Source organism: Okeania sp. SIO1H4 (genome assembly GCF_010672695.1).
Lineage (GTDB): Bacteria > Cyanobacteriota > Cyanobacteriia > Cyanobacteriales > Microcoleaceae > Okeania > Okeania hirsuta.
The window spans coordinates 1-24873 of sequence record NZ_JAAHGB010000024.1 but is presented as its reverse complement, the minus strand read 5'-3'; the positions used below and the strand labels follow the sequence as shown (position 1 = coordinate 24873).

At 36.8% G+C, this 24873-nt stretch carries 21 protein-coding genes and 1 pseudogene; 11 read left to right on the top strand and 11 right to left on the bottom strand.

Translation table 11 applies throughout. The features are described 5' to 3' along the window. Window positions 1-28: 28 nt before the first annotated feature. From queC to F6K06_RS34040, 9 genes are all read right to left on the bottom strand, one after another. Complete coding sequence (queC, locus tag F6K06_RS17305) at window positions 29-700, bottom strand: 7-cyano-7-deazaguanine synthase QueC (protein WP_124147370.1); 672 nt, start codon at window positions 698-700, stop codon at window positions 29-31. Window positions 701-726: 26 nt separating this feature from the next. Then, window positions 727-1281: a DUF2808 domain-containing protein gene (locus F6K06_RS17300; RefSeq protein WP_124147337.1), complete on the bottom strand. Its 555-nt coding sequence runs from the start codon at window positions 1279-1281 to the stop codon at window positions 727-729. Between the two features lie 182 nt (window positions 1282-1463). Further along, window positions 1464-2030: a 5-formyltetrahydrofolate cyclo-ligase gene (locus F6K06_RS17295; RefSeq protein ID WP_124147338.1), complete on the bottom strand. Its 567-nt coding sequence runs from the start codon at window positions 2028-2030 to the stop codon at window positions 1464-1466. Between the two features lie 1536 nt (window positions 2031-3566). Beyond that, entirely contained in the window at window positions 3567-3854 is a 288-nt protein-coding gene (locus F6K06_RS17290; protein WP_124147339.1) for a hypothetical protein, read from the bottom strand. Continuing rightward, window positions 3851-3970, bottom strand: coding sequence for a hypothetical protein (locus F6K06_RS17285; RefSeq protein ID WP_161564723.1), 120 nt, complete (start codon window positions 3968-3970; stop codon window positions 3851-3853). Before F6K06_RS17285 ends, F6K06_RS17290 begins: the two co-directional genes overlap by 4 nt. A 652-nt stretch (window positions 3971-4622) precedes the next feature. Then, the gene (locus tag F6K06_RS17275; RefSeq protein ID WP_124147340.1) at window positions 4623-6029 is read right to left on the bottom strand and encodes an AtzE family amidohydrolase; all 1407 of its coding nucleotides are present in this window, start codon (window positions 6027-6029) and stop codon (window positions 4623-4625) included. A gap of 198 nt (window positions 6030-6227) precedes the next feature. After that, window positions 6228-6419, bottom strand: a complete 192-nt coding sequence (locus F6K06_RS17270; protein ID WP_124147341.1) for a DUF4089 domain-containing protein — start codon at window positions 6417-6419, stop codon at window positions 6228-6230. A gap of 369 nt (window positions 6420-6788) precedes the next feature. Continuing rightward, window positions 6789-7610, bottom strand: a complete 822-nt coding sequence (locus F6K06_RS34045; protein WP_338043261.1) for an amidohydrolase family protein — start codon at window positions 7608-7610, stop codon at window positions 6789-6791. 15 nt (window positions 7611-7625) lie between these two features. Next, window positions 7626-8057: an amidohydrolase family protein gene (locus tag F6K06_RS34040; protein ID WP_338043262.1), complete on the bottom strand. Its 432-nt coding sequence runs from the start codon at window positions 8055-8057 to the stop codon at window positions 7626-7628. A gap of 568 nt (window positions 8058-8625) precedes the next feature. Here F6K06_RS34040 and F6K06_RS17260 point away from each other — a divergent pair. The 10 genes from F6K06_RS17260 (at window position 8626) to F6K06_RS17215 (ending at window position 22061) form a co-directional block, all read left to right on the top strand. Beyond that, a complete protein-coding gene (locus F6K06_RS17260) occupies window positions 8626-8769 on the top strand; it encodes a hypothetical protein (protein WP_161564721.1) in 144 nt (47 codons plus the stop codon). Window positions 8770-9171: 402 nt separating this feature from the next. Next, entirely contained in the window at window positions 9172-10911 is a 1740-nt protein-coding gene (locus tag F6K06_RS17255) for an ATP-binding protein (RefSeq protein WP_124147342.1), read from the top strand. A gap of 15 nt (window positions 10912-10926) precedes the next feature. Then, on the top strand, window positions 10927-11076 hold the full coding sequence (locus tag F6K06_RS17250; protein WP_287308847.1) for a hypothetical protein: 150 nt from the start codon (window positions 10927-10929) through the stop codon (window positions 11074-11076). Between the two features lie 521 nt (window positions 11077-11597). Then, a complete protein-coding gene (locus F6K06_RS17245) occupies window positions 11598-11984 on the top strand; it encodes a DUF1622 domain-containing protein (RefSeq protein ID WP_124147343.1) in 387 nt (128 codons plus the stop codon). 432 nt (window positions 11985-12416) lie between these two features. Next, the gene (locus F6K06_RS17240; RefSeq protein ID WP_124154672.1) at window positions 12417-15086 is read left to right on the top strand and encodes a glucosidase; all 2670 of its coding nucleotides are present in this window, start codon (window positions 12417-12419) and stop codon (window positions 15084-15086) included. A 600-nt stretch (window positions 15087-15686) separates the two neighbouring features. Then, the gene (locus F6K06_RS17235) at window positions 15687-16130 is read left to right on the top strand and encodes a globin domain-containing protein (RefSeq protein WP_124147345.1); all 444 of its coding nucleotides are present in this window, start codon (window positions 15687-15689) and stop codon (window positions 16128-16130) included. 193 nt (window positions 16131-16323) lie between these two features. Further along, a complete protein-coding gene (locus F6K06_RS17230; protein ID WP_287239023.1) occupies window positions 16324-17793 on the top strand; it encodes a cobyrinate a,c-diamide synthase in 1470 nt (489 codons plus the stop codon). A gap of 214 nt (window positions 17794-18007) precedes the next feature. Next, window positions 18008-20014 (top strand): SGNH/GDSL hydrolase family protein, encoded by a 2007-nt coding sequence (locus F6K06_RS17225; RefSeq protein WP_240041579.1) that lies wholly within the window; start codon window positions 18008-18010, stop codon window positions 20012-20014. 460 nt (window positions 20015-20474) lie between these two features. Next, window positions 20475-20825 carry a photosystem II reaction center protein Psb28 gene (gene psb28, locus F6K06_RS17220; protein WP_124147349.1) on the top strand — a complete coding sequence of 117 codons (351 nt, stop codon included), beginning with the start codon at window positions 20475-20477 and terminating at the stop codon, window positions 20823-20825. 744 nt (window positions 20826-21569) lie between these two features. Further along, window positions 21570-22061, top strand: coding sequence for an ureidoglycolate lyase (locus tag F6K06_RS17215; RefSeq protein WP_124147350.1), 492 nt, complete (start codon window positions 21570-21572; stop codon window positions 22059-22061). 296 nt (window positions 22062-22357) lie between these two features. Here F6K06_RS17215 and tnpA read toward each other — a convergent pair. Together tnpA and F6K06_RS17205 are read right to left on the bottom strand one after the other, a co-directional pair. Beyond that, a pseudogene (gene tnpA / locus F6K06_RS17210) lies at window positions 22358-22770 on the bottom strand (IS200/IS605 family transposase). A gap of 212 nt (window positions 22771-22982) precedes the next feature. Continuing rightward, window positions 22983-23834 (bottom strand): lysophospholipid acyltransferase family protein, encoded by an 852-nt coding sequence (locus F6K06_RS17205; protein ID WP_124147351.1) that lies wholly within the window; start codon window positions 23832-23834, stop codon window positions 22983-22985. 719 nt (window positions 23835-24553) lie between these two features. Here F6K06_RS17205 and F6K06_RS17200 point away from each other — a divergent pair. After that, window positions 24554-24718 (top strand): hypothetical protein, encoded by a 165-nt coding sequence (locus F6K06_RS17200; protein WP_161564722.1) that lies wholly within the window; start codon window positions 24554-24556, stop codon window positions 24716-24718. The last annotated feature ends 155 nt before the right edge of the window (window positions 24719-24873 follow it).

The window sequence follows — 24873 nt, the reverse complement described above, 5'->3', positions numbered from 1 at the left end:
CAGCGCGTACTACTATGAACAAAGATTTTTAATCAGACAATGGATCTTTTAATCCCAACTCCTGGAAAGCAGCTAACCGCAAGCGACAAGAATCACATACACCACAAGGTTTTTCTTCACCTGCATAACATGACCAAGTTTTTTCCCAAGGTACTCCTAAATTATTCCCTAATTGAATAATTTCGGTCTTTTTCATATCAATAAGTGGGGAAACAATAGCGATCGCTTCACCCTCCCTCCCCTGTTTAGTTCCCAGGCGAAACACTTCTTGCATGGCCTGAATATAGTCTGGGCGACAGTCAGGATAACCCGAATAGTCTAAAGCATTCACCCCAATATAAACCCGACTCGCATTGACAACTTCAGCATAAGCGAGGGCAAAACTCAGAAAAATAGTATTACGCGCTGGAACATAAGTAATAGGGATATTTTGCGACATTTCCTCAACAGAGCGATCGTTTGGTAAATCAATTTGATTATCAGTTAATGCTGATCCTCCCCATAGTCTGAGGTCAAAACTAACAACATGATGTTCTACTACACCAACACTTTCAGCAATTTTTTTGGCTGAGTCTAATTCTCGACGATGGCGTTGTTGGTAGTCAAAAGAAATAGCATAACATTGACAACCATCTGCTTTTGCTTGGTACAAAACCGTTGAGGAATCTAATCCTCCTGATAATAAGATAACTGCTTTCACCATTCTATAATTTTTAGTAATATCTTTTAATCATAACTATTAGAACTGTCATAAAAATGAAGTCTACCATAGCCAAGAAAATGACCAGATGATTTTTCTCCCACAGGAAAAGCTGTCACCCCAAATAAATATATACCCCCATACTTAGGAGTCCGCACTGGACGCAAACCTATAGTAAAAGTTTTGCCTGGAGGTACTGGAGGGTTAAAGGTTACTGAGACAGTATTAGTTTCCCGATTGATCGCCACTTCCTCAACTGCCAGTTGCTGTCCTTTCTGGCGATGAGTTCCTTCAAAGGCAATAATTTTCTTTGGGTTATATCGGATATTGCCAGATCCTTCAGTTTTGGTAATTGTTACTCGTTCCAATGGCACTCCAGCATCAGGCAATAAACTGAGAGTAAAGTAATAGGTTGCACTCCAAACATAGGTTTCACTACGGGTAGTCACTGCCTTAACTAGGCGAGGTGGTTGAGCAAAATAAACTGTACCATCTTTTGTCTGAATTGCTAAAGTAGGGGTCACCAACAAATAACAAACAATAAAGAAGAAGGAAAAAATTTTCAATTTAGGAACTAACATATAATCATTGAGCAAATAAGTTAATTATGACACTACTTGGACTTATATAGAACTCCGTTCTGCTTACACTAACAAAAACTTTCTTCTTCTTTTGTTACTTATTTTTTTCCTCTTAACTCCTAACTCCTGACTCCTGACTCCTGACTCCTCCATGAAGATGCCTATTGCCTATTATACACTATCTATTTTACACCATTTTCTGTACAAACGGCACTTAGAGGTCTATCCCAAGGATCTATTGGTAATTGTTGTAAATAAGCAAATTCAAATACAATTCCTATAGTAGGTTTTGATGCCCATTCTTCAGAACTTAACATCCGGTCATAAAAACCACCACCATAGCCTAAACGATAACCATTTAGATCACAAGCAACAGCAGGAATTAAAATTAAATCTACTTCTGATGAATGTAATAATGGTGCATTTGATTCTGGTTCTAAGATACCATAAATGCCTTTTTGTAAATAACTTTCAGGTTGCCAAATATGCCAAGATAGAGTTTTTTTGACACACCGTGGAAATCCCCAATTTTTATTAGAAACTGTTGAATTTTCTCGATTATTTGTAAATAATAAACTAAGGTCTACTTCTTGACGGAAACTAAAGTAGGCTAAAACAGTTTGAGCTTTTTGAAATAGGGAGTAATTTTGTAAGTGGTGGCAAAGGCGATCGCTCTTTTCCCTCCATTCTGTCTCCGACATAGACTGACGTTTTTTTAACAGCGAGCTTCTTAATTCTTTTTTGAGCATTAATCTAGTGGGACTTACACTTAAAATATTCAGGTGGGTAAATATTAATTATACTAAGTATGGTTTAAACTCACAGATTTATATCAATTATCTAAACAATGGCGACAAATAGTGTAGATTATGATATGAGTAGAATTAAAAGAAAAAAATGGTAGCAGTTGACAAGCTATACATCCTCCGCCACCAATGTCCACTTTCTTAACCCACTACAAACAATCTCTGTGGTTTTTACTGATTGACTATCAATGATACCTGGACTTTTGGAAAAAAGTAAAATAAAATCACTTCAATCTCTGATCACAAGCAGATTATACCTGAGTCTATCCTCAAACAAATCCCAGATTCGCTTTATGCTCTGCAAAAACATCTTGATGCTCTTGCAGCAAACAAAAAAAGTTGTAAGAAATTCCTGTAACAAACGCTTCTAAAGTTTCAGTAAAATTTGTCAACGTTTGACTAGCATAACCTCTTCTCAACCCTCCCATTAATTGTTGATAAAGGATGAAAGTGTAGGCCGTAAAAACTCAAATAAAGTGACCTATGATACTGGTTTTATTTCTCAAGGGATTTATACTCTTTGAGATTCAATATTTTGGCTTTAAATTAGGCGGCCTTAGTTTACAGTAATAAAAATATTATAATGTTAATTCGATAATTATTCTGGGTATTGATATTATATAACTTTTTACTTTTTAATGGAATAAATAATATCATGTCCGCTGGGGCGCGTTCGTGTAAACCCAAAGGTGAATATCTACAGGAAATTTAAGTTTTTTTCTTGCTCTTAAGTATTCTTGCCTGTTCCCTGTTCCCAGCTCCGGTGTTCCCTACCCTTGCTATACAATACCGATGCTACCGGACATGATATAACTTTTGCTTTCTACCTTTAAGCTAAGATTTTAAGTTTAATGAGTGATATTTAAACATTTTTTTAGTTCAAAAATAGCCTAATTTTTTTTTAAATAAGAGGCAAAAACATCAATGTTTTTAGTCAAATAATCAATATTTATTCTAAGAATTTCCGTGACTTTAGTTCCTGGAGTAGTCAACTACTTAATAATACCAAATCCAGTTTAGCTAGACCACAAATAAGTTAACTACAATTCATATATATCAAGGTTTTCTCAATAATATATTGTGGTCTATAGTCATCGGATTTGGTATAACTTATAAATCATAGTAAAATTTCGGTGTCAAAAAAATGTGTTATAATTAACCAAGAACTTAAAAAGTAGCCTCAATAATCTTTTGACCGGAGAAGGTAGTGGCAATTAGCACCGTAAGCGTGGATTGCTGCTTTATACGTACTACGTTACAGTACTAGCAATGTGGTTGTTTTGCCTAGCGCCATACTTCGTAAACTAACAACGTGAAAATCGTGGTTTTAACCAGATTTACAGGAAACCAAAAACAGGAAAAAGATAGAGAATAGCGAGTTGCCTCCCAGAAGAAGCAAAAAGTTTTTTGATAACTATGTCTCCCTTGTCTTCTCTATCTCCCAATAGTTCCACTATTGCTAAAAACTACGTAGACATACTATCTGAGAACGAAATTATCTGTCGTCAAATCCGGACTACCAAGGAGAGTAGCAAATTGAGCGCAATCTCCGAAACCTGCTGCATTACCATTAGCATTGTAGAATAAACCACCTGTAGTAGAATCATAGACAATAATACCACTACTTGTCTCAGGGTTACTTGTTACAGTAGCAAACTCACCACCAAGATTTCCTCCCGTAGCAGTAGTTATTTCTGTAAAAGTATCTTTGTCAAGTAGAATTATATCTTTGTTAGACTGGAAGTCTGTAATTGTATCTACACTCAAATCTTCTGATGCAAACGCATTATTAGTATTTTAGTATTAAAGATAAAGCTGTCTATACTACCACCACCTGTGAGTTGGTCATTTCCTGCATTACCATTAAGGCGATCGCGACTAATACCACCTTCAAGAGTATCCTTACCTGCACCTCCTGATCAGAAATCGTTATCGCGACGACCTATCAACACATCATCATTGTTTTGTCCCAATACTCTGTCGTTACCAATACCTCCAAAGGGTGTTATTTTCAATGTCTAACGCAAACTCAGTTCCACCAAAGGTTTCTTCTCCTGTGAAATAAATGCTATCAACGATAACGGTGATAAGTGCATAAGCAAAATTAATTACACATCCTACTATTGCCTATTGCCTGTTGCCTCTCTCAACTAAGAAATTTATTTTGACGACTACTTAATAGCAGCTCGTAGTTGCTCTTTAGTGCTACCTGACATTTTGGCGGTGCTCAAGCACAACTACAAACAAATGCACTGCTTTTCAGGATAATGAGATACACTTTAAGATGAATTTGTGTTTCCTAGTTCCCAAAACTATGAATTTATATCAAATCCGGTTAAATAACCTCACAATCAATAGACATCTCCTCCAAATGAGGCAGTAGGCAGCTTTGCTGTAGGCAGTAGGGAACCCACCCCTCGCCCCTCCCCCTCCCAGGAGGGGAAATAATTGATATATCTAGTGTGATCATTGATTTGATTTTTTATGATAGGAGATGTCTAATAGCTTAAAATCCTGATTATGAAGTTATTAGATCTATGTGCAATTAGGAGGATTTGATATTAGTCCTACTAACTGTTCCATTTCCAAAAATGCTGCCACCCGTAAAATCAATGCTTCATTATAAGGTGCAGCAATAATTTGTACCCCCAAAGGTAAACCATTAGTACGACGGATGGGTACTGACAAAACTGGCAAACCGATAAAAGACAAAGGTTGCGTATACAAACCCAAATTTGGACGCACCAACACTTCCTCCCCAGCAATAGTCATTTTTTCCTGCCCCAATAGTGGCGCAACACAAGGTGTAGTGGGAGCCAGAATAATATCTACTTCCTTAAATATTTCTCCAACACAACCTTGATACCAACGGCGGAAACGTTGAGCTTGAATATACCAGTCTGCGGGAATTAAAGCGCCAGCTAAAAAGCGATCACGAGTTGCCGGGTCGAAATCTTGGGGGCGAGTGCGTAAGTTATCCAAATGTAAATTAGCTCCCTCCGTAGCAGTAATAATATAAGCAGCAGCTCTAGCTCGGTGTGCTTCCGGTATCGTCACCCTTCGAGTTACTCCCAATGCAGTCGCCACCTGTTCCACTGCTGCGAAAACTTCTGGCTCCCCACCTGTGGCAAAGTGATCGTCAGCAACTGCAATGCGTAAACTTTCAATATTGTGATTGAGTTGAGGCAAACAAGCTTCCGGAGTACGATGGGTACAAACTGGGTCTCTAATATCTGACCCCTGTAAAACATCATGAACTGTTGCGATGTCTCTTACAGAACGAGCAAATGGTCCGACATGGTCTAAACTACTAGCAAACAGAAAAACCCCTGCTCGTGACAAGCGTCCATAAGTGGGTTTAAATCCGAATACACCGCATAAGGAGGCGGGTACGCGGATAGAACCGTTGGTATCGGAACCGAGAGTTATGGGTACTAAACTAGCAGCAACGGCAGCAGCAGATCCACCGGAGGAACCGCCGGAGATGCGGGTGAGGTCGTGAGGGTTTGGTGTTGCGCCATAGTGACTGTTTTCGGTGACGAAGCCATAAGCGTATTCATCCATGTTGAGGGCACCGATGAGGATAGCGCCTGCTTGTTTAAGTTTAGCTACGGCGGTTGCGTCTACTGTTGCGGGTGGGTTTTTGGTGTTTATTTTGGCTCCAGCGAGAGTTATTATACCTGCGATGTCGTAGAGATTTTTGACTGCAAAGGGCACGCCTGCTAGGATACCAGGATTTTTGCCTTGAGCAATTTCTGTGTCTATTTGTTTGGCAGTGTTAAGTGCGGTTTCTGCAGTAATAGCAGTGAAGCAGTTGAGGGTTTGGTTGTGCTGGTTAATTTGTTGTAAGCATTTAGTTACTATGGTTTGAGCTGTGCTTTCCCCTGTTTTGATAGCTGTGGCGATCGCTATTGCATCTATTTCATTAAATTTGATAGTCATTTTGGTTTAATAGGTAAAAAAGTAAAAAAGTTTTTGGGTAGTTCTGCATAGTAATGGTATACGCAGATCAACAATGTCTAGTGCGGGCATCCTGCCCGCGAGTACGGGAGCAAGATGCTCCTACTGCTGTGTCTGGTAACAAAAATAATTACAATGCACGACCATTACAATCCACCACCACTAGTTTTTGTAGCCATATCAATTCCCTAATTTTTCTGGGTCAAATTTTGGTGCTTGCTCTATTTCTGGTGGTAGGGGAAAGTCTATGACTAATTGAGCGATCGCTGCAATTTTTTCTAGATTTTCTACTACACCGGGAAGGTGTTCTGGCTGTAATGGTAAATTGATTAATTCTGCCGTACATTCCACATATTTTTCGATATTTTTCATAATTAAATTAGTAATTAGGGTTTGCTGAAAAAGTATTTTTGTCGAGGTTATAAGTCAGGTTTTATATCTCATAAATCGGGAAGAAGAGGGCAGGAATAATGGTCTGATCTTTGTCTATCTAGGTTTGCTAAAATTTTGAGTATTTTCAGCTTTTTGGAGTGAAAAAAAAATTGCATTTTTTTTCTAAAAAAGGCTAAATAATTTACAAACAAAGGGTTTGAGAGTTAATCATGAAATTCTCATCATAAAAGATGTATGATTTATCATCAATTATCCAATTTTTTTAAGTAGTTTTACCACAAAATTTCTAGTCTATTTCTTGATTTTTTTCATTACACAATAACTACAGTATAATCAAAAATATTTCCCTTAAGTAAAAGAAGTAAATTTAATTGTTTTCGGAATAGTCTCTGCCAATAATTTAGCCTGACAAAATACATATTTTACAGTAGCACGTTTCCTAACTGCATTAAAACAACTATCCACATCTAAAACTATCAAATTGCCTGGATTTCCTACTTTAATTCCATACCCATCTTCTACTCCTAAAGTTTTCGCACCATTCCAAGTAACCATTTGATAACAAGCATCAATTTCTTTGATTCCAGTCATTTGACATATATGTACGCCCATATAAGCCACATCCAACATATTACCAGTACCCAAAGTATACCAAGGATCTTGTATACAATCATGGCCAAAACTAACATTTATTCCTCGTTGCCATAATTCTTTTACTCGCGTAACACCCCGTCTTTTAGGATAAGTATCAGTACGACCTTGAAGAGTAATATTAATTAAAGGATTAGCAATAAAATTAATTTTAGACCTCTCTAATAAACTCATTAATTTAAAAGCATAAGCATTATTATAAGAGCCAAAAGCAGTAGTATGACTAGCAGTCACTTGTGAAGTTAAACCTGTTCTAATAGCATCAGCAGCAACTACTTCTAAAAAACGTGATTGGTCGTCATCTATTTCATCACAATGAATATCGATAAAACAGTCATATTTTTCTGCCAATTCAAAGATTTTATGCACAGATTTTACCCCATCTTCCCTCGTAAATTCATAATGAGGAATTCCACCCACACCATCCACTCCTAATTGTAAAGCTTTTTCTAAAAGTGAGAGGTTTTCATCTTTACTATAAATACCATCTTGGGGAAAAGCAACTATTTGTAAATTCATCCAATCTTTGACAATTTATTTTACTTCTAAAAGTGCTTGTAATGCTGTTAGTTTTGGTTCACTAACATCGATGTGGGCTCTAACAAATAATACTCCTTGTCTAGCTTGGAGTTTAAGAGTGTCAATAGCACGTTTTTTCACATCTTCTAGTGTCAACTCTTGCTTACGATCACCCCAAATTTCTATACCCTCAAATAATGTACCACTTTGATTCCAGCGTGGTTCTCCGGCAGTGAGAGCAGAATCTAGATGAATGTGAGATTCTACAAATGGTGGACTGACTAATTTTCCCTGAAGATCGAGTTCTTGGTAGGCAAAAGCTGGAATATCCTTAGAAATAGCAACAATTTTACTGTCATCAATGGCGATATCTACTATTTCTGTTTGTTGAGTTGGTTGCAATAAGCGACTGTTTCGCAGAATTAATTCATAAGTTTTGTCAGACATGAAGTTTTGGTAGTTAAAAAATTAGGAGTCAGTAATTTGAATTTTATCATGGAAGGGTCAACAATTAATAGATATCTCGGCGTTGCTGAATCAAGGTATGAAAATAAAAACTGAAGAATCTCAAATATTTGTCATTAATATAGTTTAGCAATCGCCAAAAAATACAAATCATAGCTAAAATCAGCAACGCCGATATCTCCAGAAAATAAACTTGCTTTTTATTTAAAATAAGCTAGAGTTGTAACAGTAACTTACAAAATCATTTTTCGTATCTTAGGTGTGAAAATCTATTCCCTGTTCCCTGTTCCCTCACAGGAGTGCGCTACCAGATGCGTGTGTCGCCAACGGGGGGTCGCACCGCTGTTCCCTGTTCCCTACTCTTGCAAAAAGTTTATATCTTTTTCACCAGATGTCTAATAATTAATTATGGCTTTGTTGAAAAATAGACATCTCCACCAAATGAGGGAATAGGCAGTAGGAAGTAGGCAGTAGGGAGAAAGAATTGATAATTTATGTGTGATAATTGATTTGATTTTTGATTTTTACCATATGTCTAATGAACTGCCTTGTGAAAATACTTGGAAAAGTGGCGTTGCTGAAGCACGTGTATGATATTAATCCTAATTACTTAGGAGTCAACCCACCCCCACGTCCCTCCCAGGAGGGGAAGTTAGGAGTCAGGAGGGAAGAAAGAATCAGAAACCCCGAGTAGAAGGAGAAAGTTTTTTGCTCGCCCTCTTATCCTGAATGATATCATACCTCAAATCAATAACGCCGGAAAAGTTATGTGCAGGAATACCTACCATCAATGCTGAGTCATTTATCAAATAGACATCTCCAGAAAATAAATAACAGGAAACAGGGAACAGGGATAAATAATTGAAAATTGATAGATAAGAATTGCTTTTGTGTAAAAGTTAGCGTGAATATCTACAGAAAATTTAAGTTTTTCTAACTTTTAAGTCTTCTGTTCTAGATAACTAAAGCCTTCTTCTTTATTCCTTCTTCCTTACCCTTACAATACCGATGCTACCAGACTTGATATAATTCCTCTCAATAGCTAATAAAAATGGTATAACTTGATATAGCATTCTCAAGTAATTAAGTAATTTATATGGATTTTGAACAACCATTAGGTTCAGTAATTCAAGGTTCTCTCAGTCAAGGACTAGAAGTACGACTACATCCAGACATATTAGTAGAAGATATGCGGGTTGGTAAATTTTTGGTCGTAAAAGGAGTACGCGCCCACTTTTTTTGTATGTTAACTGATGTTTTATTAGGAACATCCAGCGAACGAATAATGATTAATCCTCCTTTACCTACAGATGATTTTTTGCAATCTGTTTTAGCTGGAGGTAGTACTTACGGCACGATCGAACTTGCACCAATGTTGATGTTAATTATTTCTTCAGAAAAATCCCCAGTATATTTCAATGCTAATAACGATAATAGCAATAACAAAAAATCTCAATCTATAGAAAATCTAGCATCTTTTGAAGCTCAAACCAGTGCTGAAATTAAATTAATGCCAGTGAAAACTATTCCTAGTCATTTTTCCCAAGTATTTGACGCAAGTGAGAGAGATTTTAGTCTGGTTTTTGGTAGAGAAGATGACCAGAGTCGGCGCAATTTTGCTGTGGGTAAACCTATTGATATGGATGTACCTGTTTGTTTAGATTTAGATAGATTTGTAGAACGGAGTAATGGCATTTTTGGCAAGTCAGGAACAGGTAAGTCTTTTCTGACTCGTTTACTTTTATCTGGGATTATTCGTAAAGGAGCTGCTGTAAATTTAATCTTTGATATGCACTCTGAATATGGTTGGGAAGCAATGGCGGAAGGAAAACAAGTTAATACGGTAAAAGGTTTAAAACAATTGTTTCCAGAACGAGTGGAACTTTGGACTCTCGACCCAGAAGCGACTAAACGTAGAGGGGTGCGAGATGCACGAGAATTGTATTTAAGTTATAACCAAATTGAGGTAGAAGATATTGGGTTGGTGCAACGGGAATTAAATTTATCTGAGGCAAGTATTGATAGTGCAAATATTCTCAGAAGTGAATTTGGTAAGTCTTGGATTTCTCAATTGCTAGAAATGACTAATGAAGATATCCAAACATTTTGTGATGAGAAAAGGGGTCACAAAGGTTCAATAATGTCTTTACAAAGAAAGTTATTGCGACTGGATAATCTGAAATATATGCAGACAAAAAATACTAATAATTATATTGAAGAAATTTTAGAATCTTTGGATGCTGGTAAACACGTTATTATTGAATTTGGTTCCCAATCAAATATGCTTTCTTATATGTTAGCTGCTAATATGATTACTCGCAGAATTCATAATAGTTATGTGCGGAAAGCTGATAAATTTTTGAGTTCTAAAAATCCGAGCGATCGCCCTCAACCATTAGTTATAACTATTGAGGAAGCTCACCGTTTTCTCGACCCCGCAATAGTACGTTCAACTATTTTTGGAACAATAGCTAGAGAAATGCGGAAATATTTTGTAACTTTATTGGTAGTAGACCAGCGGCCTTCCGGGATAGATGCAGAAGTTATGTCTCAAATTGGTACAAGAATTACAGCTCTATTAAATGATGATAAGGATATAGATTCTATTTTTACAGGAGTTTCTGGCGGTCATAGTTTACGGTCTGTTTTAGCAAAGTTGGATTCTAAACAACAAGCTTTGGTATTAGGTCATGCGGTACCGATGCCAGTGGTTATTCAAACTCGTGCTTATGACCAGACTTTTTATCAGGAAATTGGAGATACAGACTGGCGATATGTGTCTGATGAAGAATTATATGAAGCAGCTCAGGTTGCTCTGGATGATATTGGGTTTTAGAGGTTGCTGAAGCGCGTGAGTGATATTAATCTTAATGACTTAGGAGTCAGGAGTCAGGAGTCAGGAGTCAGTAGGGAAGAAAGAAGAAGAAAGAGGAGTAGAAGCAGAAAGTTTTTTGTTTGCTGGCGCACAACTTTCCTTACGGAATGCTACCGCAAACGTTAACGCGGAGCGCGGAACGGAGTTCTATCAGTAATTATCCGGACATGATATCATATTAAATCCGCCTAATTGCATATAGATCCAATAAGGTAATAATCAGGGTTTTAAGCTATTAGACATCTGGTAAAAATCAAAAATAAAATCAATTATTATCCATAAATTATCAATTATTCCCCTCCCAGGAGGGGGAGGGGCGAGGGGTGGGTTGCCTGTTGCCAGATGAGCTGTTGCCTCTTTTCTGGAGATGTCTATTGATTGTGAGGGTATTTAACCGGATTTGATATCATACCTCAAATCACCAACACCGGGTTTTAAGATCAAATCCGAGGGAATTGGACATAAAAAAATATTCAATCGTCATAACTACGCTCATCTTTGTGATTCTTCTGACTCCTGACTCCTGACTCCTAAAGACTTAACCATTCTATAACTGTTTAACCGAATTTGATATAATTTGTTAATTTGCTATCTAGAAAAATACGCGATCGCTATACTGGAAAATGAATCTACTCAATCTATTTTCAATGATATATTTTTATCTAGCTACAAATATAATAGAATTAGCTGAGATTTTTTTAGATGAGTTTGTCCTTATTCTGAAGATTTTTATTGAGGCAGTTGCAGTTTTTATTATTGCCTTTGCAGTGCTAAAAGCACTAGCACAAATGTGGCACAGACGGAAAAATAATCAGCTTTTTGCACAAGAGGGAAGAATTAGACTCGACTTAGGTATTTCCCTAGTTCTAGCTTTAGAATTTCTGTTAGCTGCTGATATAGTAGGAACTGCCATCTCTCCAAGTTGGAGCGATCTTGGAAAGTTAGCAGCAGTTGCTGGAATTAGGACTTTTCTCAACTTTTTCCTAGAAAAAGAAGTGAAAGAACTGGAAGAAAAAAATAATCTCAATAGATAAAAGAAGGAAGAAGGAAGAAGGTGTTTAGTTATCTAGGAGAGAAGGAAGAAGGAAGAAGGTGTTTAGTTATCTAGGAGAGAAGGAAAAAATGGATGGGGATAGTCCTCGATAAGTCACTTCATCAGGAATTAGCAAATTTACCTTGAAAACGCCATATGTAGGGGCGAATGGCGTTCGCCCTCATTAGATTTAATGTCTGTGCGTAAGTCCTGTTCATGTTTTATAACCCAACTAATTGTAAACATCGTATAGATGGGGGGGTATTAAACCCGTAAAGAAAAAAGATAATGCTCATCGAGTTGATCGTGAAAAAGCTTTTACCACTGTTCCCTGTTCCCTATTCCCTGATTTAGAAATAGTTATTGTGTTACAGATAGTTGAGGAAAATTATAATAAATTGATATTTTCAACTGTTCCGAAGTATTAATTATCATGAATACTCAAAACAATAACCTATTTACTCAAGAAGAACAAAGATTAGAAGCAGACCTCAACCATGAAGCATACTGGAGACGCTGGGGGCCATACTTGAGCGAGAGACAGTGGGGAACAGTACGAGAAGACTATAGTGAAGATGGTTCTGCTTGGGATTACTTTTCCCACGAACAATCTCTTTCTCGTGCTTATCGATGGGGAGAAGACGGTATTTGTGGTATTTCAGATAATCATCAACGACTGTGCTTTGCGATCGCTCTCTGGAATGGCGAAGACCCTATTATCAAGGAACGACTTTTTGGTTTAACGGGAAGTCAAGGAAATCATGGGGAAGATGTTAAAGAATATTATTTTTACTTAGATAATACCCCCAGTCATAGTTACATGAAGGCACTTTATAAATATCCTCAAAGTGCTTATCCTTATGCTGACTTAGTAGCAGAAAATCAACAGCGCGACCGCAAATCTTCAGAATACGAACTACTCGACACAGGAATATTTGCAGAAAATCGTTATTTTGATGTTTTGGTTGAATATGCTAAAGCAACAACAGAAGATATCTTAATTAAAATTACAGTAAATAATCGAGGTTCAGAAACTAAGACGTTACACTTATTGCCCACTCTTTGGTTTAGAAATACTTGGTCTTGGGATAATAAATCCCAAAAACCTCTCCTCAAAAAAGTTAATCCTGGTTTGATTGAAGCAGAGCATCCAACTTTAGGAAAAAGGTGGTTTTATTTTCCTCAGACAATGGAACTATTTTTCACAGAAAATGAAACTAATAAACAAACTTTATTTGGAGAAAAAAATGATTCTCTTTATACCAAAGACGGCATCAATAATTATCTAGTTAACGGTCAAAAAAATGCCATTAATCCAGAGATGTATGGAACTAAATTTTCTCCACATTATCGTCTAGAACTAGAACCAGGTGAAACTAAAATTGTTAAATTGAGACTTGCTAACTCCCCAGAAATTAAACAGCCTTTAGACACAGAATTTGAAGAAACTTTTCAAACCAGAATTCAAGAAGCAAATGAATTTTATCAGCGTCTTTCCCCTTGTAAAATGAAGGATGAATGGCGTAATATTCAGCGTCAAGCCTTTGCCGGACTACTTTGGACAAAACAATATTATCATTATATTGTCGAAGAATGGCTAAAAGGCGACCCTACCCAACCGCCAGTATCAGAAAACCGTAAACATATTAGAAATTATGGGTGGGTTCATCTATTTAATGACGATATAATTTCCATGCCTGATAAGTGGGAATATCCTTGGTATGCTGTTTGGGATTTAGCATTTCATGCCGTACCTTTAGCAATAGTTGACCCTGATTTTGCTAAACGTCAATTAGACCTAATAACCAGAGAATGGTTTATGCATCCCAACGGTCAATTACCAGCTTATGAATGGAATTTTAGTGATGTAAATCCTCCCGTTCATGCTTGGGCAACTTGGCGAGTTTATCAAATAGAAAAAGAACTTTATGGTCGTAGCGATCGCAAGTTTCTCGAAAGAGTATTTCAAAAACTTTTACTTAATTTTACTTGGTGGGTAAATCAGAAAGATGTTGAGGGGAATAATGTGTTTGAAGGAGGCTTTTTAGGCTTAGATAATATTGGAGTATTTGACCGGAGTTCAGAGTTACCAACCGGAGGTCATATTGAACAATCAGACGGTACAAGTTGGATGGCAATGTACTGTCTAGATATGTTAACTATTGCTCTGGAACTTGCCAAAGAAAATGAAGTATACGAAGATATTGCTTCTAAATTTTTCGAGCATTTTCTCTACATAGTTGATGCCATGAATCATTTAGGTTCAGATGGGACTCAACTCTGGGATGAAACTGATAATTTTTATTATGATGTTCTCCACCAACCAGATAAAGAAGATATACATATAAAAATCCGTTCAATAGTAGGATTAATTCCATTATTTGCTGTGGCAATTATTGACTCAGAAACTTTACAACAATTACCTAAATTCCAGAAACGGGTAAAATGGTTTATGGCAAATAGGATAGACCTTAGCGCCAATATTGCTTGTATGGAAGCTTGCGGTATTGACTCAGAACGTTTATTAGCAATTGTTAGTCCCGAACGCCTACGAATAATCCTCGAAAAAATGTTAGATGAAAATGAATTTTTCAGCGATTATGGTATTCGTTCCTTATCTCATTTCCATGCCGAAAATCCCTATATTTTTAATGCGAATGGAGAAGAATATAGAGTTGATTATGAACCTGCCGAATCTACCAGTCAAATGTTTGGAGGAAATTCTAATTGGCGGGGTCCAATCTGGTTTCCAATTAATTATTTAATGATAGAATCTCTGCAAAGATTTCATAATTATTTAGGTGAAGATTTTCGAGTGGAATGTCCGACAGGTTCAGGTCGGATGATGAATTTATGGGAAGTATCATTAGAAATTGAAGCGAGACTAATTAAAATTTTCCTCAAGGATGAAAATGGAAAATCTCCAGTTTATGGTGACACAGAAATATTCCAAAATGACCCCCACTGGCAAAATTTAATTTTGTTTTATGAATATTTTCACGGCGATAATGGTGCGGGTTTAGGGGCGAGTCATCAGACTGGTTGGACTGGTTTAGTAGCAAAGTTGATTCAGCAACGGAGCGAATATGTCTGTGAAATTTAGTTTTGGTTATGATAGACATCTCCAGAAAAGAGGCAACAACTCATCTGGCAACAGGCAACAGGGAGAAATATAGGACTTACCTATGAGATAGGAAAAACTAGGATTTGAGATTGCTTTCCGTTCCGGACTGCTACGCAAACCCTGTCGATGGCAATGACTAAAATACGTTGCAGGTGCGTAAGTCTTATATAATTTGCACTGTGGAAGTGGAATTGGCATCTTGCCCGTTCCTGATATTTGCCCGTTCCTGATATTTTTGGGCAGGCAGGATACCCACCCCACTTATATTCATCCCACCCCTAAGCAATGCCTTGTTTTGGCTTAAAATTTACCTAAAGTTTAATTTCATACCTCAAATCAGCAACACCATAAGTAGGTAGGTGGGAAAATTTACAACTACGTCATTGCGATTGGAGCAGAATGGAAGGAAGCAATCTCAAGGATATGAGGTGCATAAACATTTCGTTACATAGTGACGTTTATTCGCGCCTACCTGCTTATTTTTTTTGACTTTATATGTATAAAGAAAAAGTTGATTTAATTCGATAACAAATTATCGAAAGGTAAAATTATTTTGGTATCAAATTATTAACAATATATATGGTCAGTCAACAAACAATTAATATTGTCAAATCTACCGCACCAGTGCTGAAAAAACAGGGAAAACAAATTACTACTCGGATGTATGAAATAATGTTTGAAAATCATCCTGAAATCAAATCCCAGTTTAATATGTCTGCTCAAGCTGATGGATCTCAACCTGCAAAGTTAGCTACTGCAGTTTATAGTTATGCTGCTCATATTGATAATTTGGCTGGTCTAAAATCAATGGTTGAAAAAATTGCTCACCGCCATGTGCAAACTCATGTACTACCGGAACAATATCCAGTGGTGGGAGAATGTATGTTGCAAGCTATGCAGGATGTTTTGGGAGAGGCAGCTACGCCAGAAGTTATATCTGCTTGGACAGAAGCTTATCAGGCGTTGGCAGAAGTTTTTATTCACCGAGAGCATGAAATTTATGAAGAGGAAGGTGTTTCCTGATTTCAATTTTTGGCGTTGCTGATTCTGGGTATGATTTGATAATTTTGTATTTGGGATTTTTTATTTTGGATGGTTTGAACTACTTGTTAATATTAACTTTTCCCTGTTCCCAGTTAAGTGTTCCCTATAAACCTACTTTCATATCTTAATTCAGCAATGCCCAATTTTTTGAGTTAAAAAGACGGGGGAAATATTGAGTTTAATAGTTGCGGGGGAACGTAGTGGGGTTGGTAAAACAACTGTTACGTTGGCTTTACTGTCTTATTTAAAGTGGCAAAATTTGCAGGTGCAATCATTTAAGGTGGGGCCTGATTATATTGACCCGATGTTTCATCAGTATGTCACGGGTAAGTCTTGTCGGAATTTAGACCCGGTGTTGACTTCCGAGGTTTATGTGCAGCAATGTTTTGCACGAAATATTCAAGATGTTGATTTTGCTTTGGTTGAGGGGGTGATGGGTTTATTTGATGGGGTAAGTTTTGCTCCCCCCTGTCCACCCTTTTTAAGGGGGGTAGAAGATCAAAGTGGTAGGTGTTTTCCTGATTTTGCTTCTACTGCTCATATTTCTCGGTTACTGAATGTACCTGTATTATTGGTGCTTGACTGTAGTCGGTTATCAGGTTCTGTGGCAGCGATCGCTCATGGTTTAATTTCTTTTGACTCTAATATTAATTTTGCTGGTTTGATACTCAACCGGGTCGGGAGCGATCGCCATTTACAGTTACTTCAAAATTCCCTTAAATTTATAAATTTACCTGTACTTGGGGTACTACGACGACATCAAAATATTACTATTCCTGACCGACATTTAGGTTTACTTCCTACTGATGAAATGCCAGATTTAGATAATTTAATTAATGACTTAGCTGACTTAGCAAAAACTTGTTTTGATTGGGAGAAATTACTACCACTTTTAAAAAATCATAATGAGGGGTCTCAGCACTTTTTATCTAGCCAAGTTCTCCCTAACAATAGAATACATTTTCCACTATCAAATGTCAAGAATATTGAGAAAAAAAAGTCGCAATTTTTGATAGGAGTAGCTCGCGATCGCGCATTTAATTTCTATTATCAAGACAACCTAGATATTCTGGAAGAGTTAGGAGCAAAAATAGTATTTTGGAGTCCCCTAAAGGATGAAAATTTACCTGCGGGAGTGGAAGGTTTATATTTTGGTGGTGGATTTCCAGAAGTTTTTGCTCAACAGTTAAGCGAAAATATTTTAATCAGAAAAGCTGTTGAGAAAGCAATTATTTCTGGAATGCCAACTTATGCTGAATGTGGTGGGTTAATGTATTTATCTCAGGCAATTATTGACTTTAATAGTAAGTCTTGGGAGATGGTAGGAATTTTACCAACTACGGCAGTAATGGGTAAAAATTTAAAGTTAGGATATCGGCAAGCAATTACTAATATAGATACTCCTTTATTAGCAGCAAATACACAAGTTTATGGACATGAATTTCATCGTTCTGAATTAACTGCAGCACCCCCAATACCTCTATACAAAATGTGGCGAATTGATGAGGATAAAAATCGGAGCAAAGCAACTGTTGAAGGTTGGAAATTTTATCAACTTCATGCTTCCTATCTTCATATTCATTGGGGGAGTAGAGTAGATATTCCTCAGCGATTTCTCAATCATTTAATTAGGGTTTGCTGATTAAATATAAAAGCATTGACATATAAGTTTGACATTCCTAGATAACTTGAATTATCCTTAAAAAGTAAATTTATGAGGACTTACGCAAATTAACCTTAAAAACGCCATATGTAGGGGCAAATGGTATTGGCTAGCGCCAAACTCCGCTAAGGCCATCACTGGATTTAGTGTCCCTGCGTAAGTCCTGTTTATTATACTAATCAAGGTTAAATAAATGAATGATATTGAGGATGAAAACTTTGATAATTCCAATCTGGATTTTTCCCAAATGTTCGTCTTTGGGGATAGTCTTTCAGATACAGGAAATTTTTTTAGTATCCTAGAAGGACAAATTCCAGAAAACCCCCTATCTTTTGAGGGCAGACTTTCTAACGGACCTGTTTGGGTAGATTCTCTAGCATCATCCTTAGACTTAGAAATAAATCCTATAGCTTTTTCCACTGGTGTTGTCTTTCCAGATGGAGCCAACTATGCTATAGCTGGAGCGCAGAGTGGAAACCAAAACAATGTTAATGGTCTGCCAGGTTTAGAACAACAACTTGAGAGTTTTATCGATCCTCTATTAGCAACAAATCAGTCTGCTAACTCTGATGCACTATATATTATTTGGGTGGGTTCCAATGATTATCTTGTAGAGCCTATATCTCAATTAGGCATAGTACCGCCACCGGAGGAACCAGCTAATACAGATACAACTGTTAATAATATCACCAATGGTATTGAAGCTTTATATGATGTAGGCGCTCGCAACTTCCTGGTCCCTAACTTATCATCATCATTAGAACTCACACCTGTAGGTGCATTGGTAGATACATCTACATCTGAGGAATTTAATAATTTAGCTAATGAGCATAATCAAAAACTGGAGTCAAAGATCGCTGAGTTAGAGCAATCTTTGTCTGGAGCTACTATTACCTTATTCAATTTTAACCCTATTTTAGATGGGTTCGTTGATAATCCCGCTCAGTTTGGTTTTACCAATGTAACAGATATATGGTCAGATAACGTTTTGGCTGTTTGCCCAGATGCCTTTTTAGGAGAAGATGGTTCAGTAGAATCCTGTGATGTTGATGTTCCTGATCCAGATGAATACATATTCTGGGATATAATTCATCCTACAGAAGCAGCTCATCAGTTCATAGCAAATGAAGCTCTAGATACTCTGGAAATTGAATATAGTATTGAAGTACACCCAGGAATTACAGTTAATTCTACAGAGGATCTCAACACCTCTGAAACAGGAGACACTGTCGAATTTACCGTTGTTCTCGATAGCCAACCTACCGCCGACGTTACCATTGCCATTAGCAGTTCCGACGAAACCGAAGGCATAGTTGATACTGACAGTCTCACCTTTACTTCAGAAAATTGGGACGAACCCCAAACCGTTACTGTGACAGGAGTAACCGACAACGAAATCGACGGGAACATCGACTATACTATTGAACTAGCAGCCGCTGAAAGTGAGGATGATAACTACAATGGCATCGATCCAGATGATGTAGAGATTTCTAATATTGATGACGGCGATATAGTTCCTGGTCTCAACCTAGAAGGTACTAATGATAACGATATTCTCAATGGTGACTTGGGCAACGACAGATTAAGTGGACTAGGAGGTAACGACACCCTTAATGGTAACAACGGCAACGATAGTCTCCTGGGTGGAAAGGATGACGACCGTTTGAATGGTGGGGATGGCGATGATGTTCTTAATGGTGGTTTGGGTAACGACTTTATACTTGGTGGGGATGGCAATGACCTTTTGATTGGCCGTCCTGGTTTCGATCATCTCCTTGGGGGTAATGGTAATGATATTATAGAAGGTGGTACTGGTCGCGATCGCTTAAATGGCGGTAGTGGAAATGACATTTTAACTGGGGGAGCAAGTATAGACCGCTTTATTTTTGCCACTAATGCGGAGTTTACTGCTGAAGATTTAGGAATAGATCGAATTACAGATTTTGTTCCCGGACAAGACTTGATTCTCCTAGACCAAAGAACTTTCACTGCACTTACCAGTATTGAAACAGAGTTTGAGGAAGTTAGCAGTAATCAAGAAGCGGCCACTGCTAATGCTTTGATTGTGTACAACACTGGTAACGGAAACTTATTCTACAACCAAAATGGCAGTGAAGCAGGATTTGGTAGTGGTGGCAGATTTGCTAGACTGCTCAATGAAGCATCTGTGAGTGCTGATGATTTCTTGCTCAGAGCTTAAGGAAGTCAGAACTCAGAAGTCAGAACTCAGAAGTCAACCCACCCCTAACCCCTCCCAGGAGCGGAAGTAGGGGATTTGAGCAACTATCCAAAAATATTGCGCCTTAAAAGGTGGGGTTGCGCGACCCATATTATTTTGATAAAGACAGCAGATTCCTTGCATAAGAAGTACAGAGATTAACAAGGAAATGAATTCAAGTGCGGGCATCTTGCCCGCCATGAATGTATCTCACTAAAGTGGAATCTGCTGTATGTTTACTTCTCTGTACAGACGTTGGATGCAATGTCCCTATCTACTTCCCCTCCTGGGAGCAGTAGGGGTGGGTCTCCTACTCAAGATACGGGTTGAAAAGTTTTTGAGAAATGGTATAATCTCTCCTTCGACTGCTATACTCCTCACTTTCTACTTTTTTTGGTAAAATAATCACTGTTTAATATTAATATTCAGCTTGAGAAATAAAATGACAGTATCTGTGGAATTTATTGAAGGATTGAATGAGAAAATTACAGAAGTTAGTCTGAGAAAACGTCGTAACTCTGACACAAAAATAGTTGTACTAATGTTTGACCGTCTTCAAGCTACGGAAAGTTTTCGTTCCTTCACTAATAAAATAAATAAATTATGGTTGAAAGACGAGGAAGGAAATATTGAAGTTGCTCCTAGTGGGATTAAATTTTTGTCTGCTGATGAAAGTGATTTTTCTCAAGTAGAATGTTCTTTTGAAGTAGAATCAGAGGAAAATTTTGAGAGAGTCATGCGATTTTTACACCGTTATGCTGAGGCGAATGGTTTCGAGTTTAAGTCTAATTAAGTAACTTTGAAGAAGGAAGAAGGAAGAAGTAGATGGGGATAAGTCAACGACATGAATTGGCGTGTCTTATCATACCATTTATCAAAAACTTTTCTAGATTTTATTGATTAGGGGACTGGGAGAGTCGGGGAGTAGTAAACATAAGAGTAATTAACATTAACTTGGCTTAAATTAGCAAAAAAAAATTCTGCCTGTGTTAATTACTTAATAACTGAAGTTTTACTTAAGTATAGAATTAATGCATGGGAATTGGTCTGAGACCAAACAATTTGAAGCACTCGCTGTAAGGTGAGGTATTATACCATGTTCGGTAGAACAGTTATAATAGGACTTTGTAGTTTTGCTTGAGCAATAATACTAAGTATTGTAAGGGCTAAAGCCTAACTACAAACAAAAAATTTATTATAATATCATGTCCGGATAATTAGTTATAAAAAAACTTTCTCCTTCTTCTCCTGTTGTTCTTCTTTATTACCTCTTTCCTCCTGACTCCTGACTCCTGACTCCTGACTCCTCCGTAGTTATTTATTTATCACTGTTTAACCGGACATGATATAAGTAATTATCCGAACATGATTAAACCCGCCATAGAAAAGATACAGTAGATTCGGTCGTATAAGAAGTACAAATATTAATAATTAAATGTTCCCAGTGTGGGCATCTTGCCCCCTATGTGTGTATCTCACGCCTGGTCAAATCTACTGTAAAAAAAACTTGTATAGCTAAATTTTATAAGAATCAAAAATGAGTAAATCAATAGTAGTTAAACAACTGTTTGCCCAAGAAATTACACCAGAGAATTTTCGACCTTTTGGACAAGTAATTTGGGCAACAGGAGATGATAAACAATATAACCAAGACGATGCTCAATTAAATTTAGAAAATGGTACGCCACGATTCTATATTATGCGGTTATTTGGAAAAGACCGAAAATTTACTAAAATTACTCGTCATATAAAATGTACTCAATGTTTGGGTTCCCTAGAAGCTAAGGAATGGTTAATGGCAGTTGCTCCACCTTGTGTAGAGAATGCACCAAAATTAGAAGATGTAGTTGCTTTTAAAATTCCCGGGAATTGTTTTATTAAATTAGAGGTGGGAACCTGGCACGCGGGACCATATTCAGATTATGAATTTGTAGATTTTTACAACTTAGAATTGAGTGATACAAATGAGGTAGATCATTTTACTCATAACTTTGCTAAAAGTCATAATTTAGAGTTGGAAATTATTTAAGATTATTCTCCTTTTATGAAACCCTTGTAGGGATATTTCATGGAGTGTTCCTAAATTCTCTTGCACAAGATATTTAAATAGGTTTATTTCGTGGACTATCTACAAGTTGTCGGCGACAGTATTGGGTATAATAATATAAACTATTGTCAATATTTACTCATAAGAAGAATTAAATAATATGAATCAATGTCCGATATGTCATACGAAATATACAGAAGAAAAAGTTAATTATTGCTCCACTTGTAATTGGGATTTTACTCCATATCCAATTAGATTCGGCAATTCCCGACAGCAAATTAAATAGGTGTCGATTGATGTTCAACATATTCCTTTAATTGCTCAATAGTTACACCTGGTGCAGCTAGCAACAAAATCAGAACCCTTCCACAGTACAGGTTTCTTGTAAAACCTGGCTAGGTAATCAGCAAAGTCTCTCCTGATCAACCTACTAGAAACAGTTTTGAGATTTGCTATAAATTTGCTCAATTGAACTTTTGGGTTAAATGTGATTAATAAGTGTACATGGTCAACTTCACCATTAAACTCTACTAACTCACATTCCCACTTTTGACAGGTTTGATCAAATATTTTGTTCAATTGCTGTAGTATCTCAGAAGTAATTACTTTTTTTCGGTAGAAGAGTGACAAATACAATATGAACAGCAAGAGAGTAAACAGACCTAAAACCTTTATTATAGTTACTTGACATGATATAGCAGTAAATGTAAAATCAAAATATGATAATTACTTATTGCTATAAAATCAAGCCCACTTCAGTTCAATTATCTCTGTTTTAGAAGCTCCCGTTATAATCTCCGATTTAACGGGAGAGAACTTCACTAACTTTTCCCAGTTAAAACCAGAGTCTTTTGTTCAGAAAGAGAAGGCTAAAATTTCTTGGGCAATGAAATCAATACTAAATTATGAAGTTGATAACACTAATTGGTCTAATTCTTGTTGCATTCTAGTTATAACTCGCTCATAACAAGCATCAACATAATCGCGATCGCTAGCTGCCTCACGTCCATAACGCTCAAACACAATGGGAGGACAAACCCGAGTATTAATTTTTACTGGCAAAGGGAAATTAGGTAAAGGCCCAATAGCTAATCCCCAGGGTAATCCAATATAGATAGGAAACACTTCTGGATCGAGACTAAATAACCAAGGCAAACCCCATTCATGGAGCTGTTTCACTTGTTCATAAACATCTGCCAGCACTATTAAAGTATCGTGGGCACCATTAGAAATCATTGGCACAATAGGTACCTCTTCACGCAAAGCCAACTTAATAAAGCCTTTACGTCCAGCAAAATAGATTTTATCTCGCATAGAATGAGGACGGAAAACATCTGGGCCACCACCAGGATAAACAGCCACAGAGGCATTTCTTTGGAAAGCAGCGATCGCCATTTTCGGATGCGCTCTAACTGCTCCACATTGTACTGCTAAGGGAGTAGTAGGAAAAACAGACCAGGCATTCTGGTGCATAAGTCCATAAACCAAACGCTCTGTACCAAATCTTTTAAACCAGTCATACATACACATATGCATATCTGGAGCGGGTAAACCACCATTATGAGAGCCAACGATCAGTATTTTTTCATCTCTAGGAATATGATGCCACCCATCGGTTTGAACTCGAAAATAATAACGATAAAACCATTCCCATAATGGCATCAAAGATTTAATTACTTCTGGATCGCGGTCATCTAAAGACCAACCGTCATAAGGTTGACGAGAGTTTTGCTTATTGACAGTAAACACTGGCATCTATGAATATGAATTTGTTATTTTACTCGTAATTCTCATAATTATATCTTAGAATTAGAGAGCATCTATAAAAAAAATGTTAAGGCAAGGGAATTAAGAACAAAAAGGTGAGAATTATAAATATGTAGTTGAGACTATGTAGGCTTTTATATTTGTATCTAAACAAATAAAATTCTTTTGTACGGAGGCTCTATGAAACCTCCCTATTGGTTTGATAATATTCCTCGATCAATTGGTATTATACCAATTCCTAAAAATAATGCTTTTTTTATTGAAAACTTCAGTTATATGCTATTATCCCTGCAATTTAAAGATAGTATCTAAACCGGATTTAGTATAACTCCAGTTGATCAAAGGTTGATAATTTTTCTGATATCCAGTGTTATCTCTTTTCATAAATAAGCCATTTTACAGGATTTAGTTGATTGTGAAACCGTATTTAACCATATTTTTAATTGGCATAATGCAAGTATTCAAAAGTTCGTAATTTCTCTACTTCATTTGTGCAAAATCCCTACTTTAATAATTTTGTACAGTTAAGACATTTTTCTCTAAGTAAATTTATCTATAAACTGATATTTCGGTAATTTTTTGATGATATAGATCACTATTCAGTTTGTTATTTGTCACAGTTATATTTTTACGGAAAAGAGTTAATAGAAGTTGTATCTATAAGTATGGATTTTAATTTTATGAGTAATTTTATGAGATTAATCAAAATGAATAATAATACATCTAAAGAAGCACAACAAATTCCCAAAAGTTATAACAAAGAACAGATGAATGCAATAGCTAAAGCTATGATTGTCAGTTTTGCTTGGTCTTGGGCAGATTTATTGCAGGAAACTAAAAATAACAATACTATTGGTAATACTGCTTCATAACTAAATATTCTGTAGTGCAAGTATTTTTATACCAATTTCATAAAATATTGCAAAGCGTGACGACACACTTAACTGGGAACACCGGAGCTGGGAACAGAGAAAGAAAAACATAAATATTAAAGAGGAAAAAAGGTGGAAATTTGAGAATTTATGGA

Bases quoted from the DNA above. Each gene is read 5' to 3' on its own strand.
- F6K06_RS17300 (WP_124147337.1), bottom strand. From the start codon at position 1,281: ATGTTAGTTCCTAAATTGAAAATTTTTTCCTTCTTCTTTATTGTTTGT.
- F6K06_RS17295 (WP_124147338.1), bottom strand. From the start codon at position 2,030: ATGCTCAAAAAAGAATTAAGAAGCTCGCTGTTAAAAAAACGTCAGTCT.
- F6K06_RS17275 (WP_124147340.1), bottom strand. From the start codon at position 6,029: ATGACTATCAAATTTAATGAAATAGATGCAATAGCGATCGCCACAGCT.
- F6K06_RS17270 (WP_124147341.1), bottom strand. From the start codon at position 6,419: ATGAAAAATATCGAAAAATATGTGGAATGTACGGCAGAATTAATCAAT.
- F6K06_RS34045 (WP_338043261.1), bottom strand. From the start codon at position 7,610: ATGAATTTACAAATAGTTGCTTTTCCCCAAGATGGTATTTATAGTAAA.
- F6K06_RS34040 (WP_338043262.1), bottom strand. From the start codon at position 8,057: ATGTCTGACAAAACTTATGAATTAATTCTGCGAAACAGTCGCTTATTG.
- F6K06_RS17255 (WP_124147342.1), top strand. From the start codon at position 9,172: ATGGATTTTGAACAACCATTAGGTTCAGTAATTCAAGGTTCTCTCAGT.
- F6K06_RS17245 (WP_124147343.1), top strand. From the start codon at position 11,598: ATGATATATTTTTATCTAGCTACAAATATAATAGAATTAGCTGAGATT.
- F6K06_RS17240 (WP_124154672.1), top strand. From the start codon at position 12,417: ATGAATACTCAAAACAATAACCTATTTACTCAAGAAGAACAAAGATTA.
- F6K06_RS17235 (WP_124147345.1), top strand. From the start codon at position 15,687: ATGGTCAGTCAACAAACAATTAATATTGTCAAATCTACCGCACCAGTG.
- F6K06_RS17225 (WP_240041579.1), top strand. From the start codon at position 18,008: ATGAATGATATTGAGGATGAAAACTTTGATAATTCCAATCTGGATTTT.
- psb28 (WP_124147349.1), top strand. From the start codon at position 20,475: ATGACAGTATCTGTGGAATTTATTGAAGGATTGAATGAGAAAATTACA.
- F6K06_RS17215 (WP_124147350.1), top strand. From the start codon at position 21,570: ATGAGTAAATCAATAGTAGTTAAACAACTGTTTGCCCAAGAAATTACA.
- F6K06_RS17205 (WP_124147351.1), bottom strand. From the start codon at position 23,834: ATGCCAGTGTTTACTGTCAATAAGCAAAACTCTCGTCAACCTTATGAC.
- F6K06_RS17200 (WP_161564722.1), top strand. From the start codon at position 24,554: ATGAATAATAATACATCTAAAGAAGCACAACAAATTCCCAAAAGTTAT.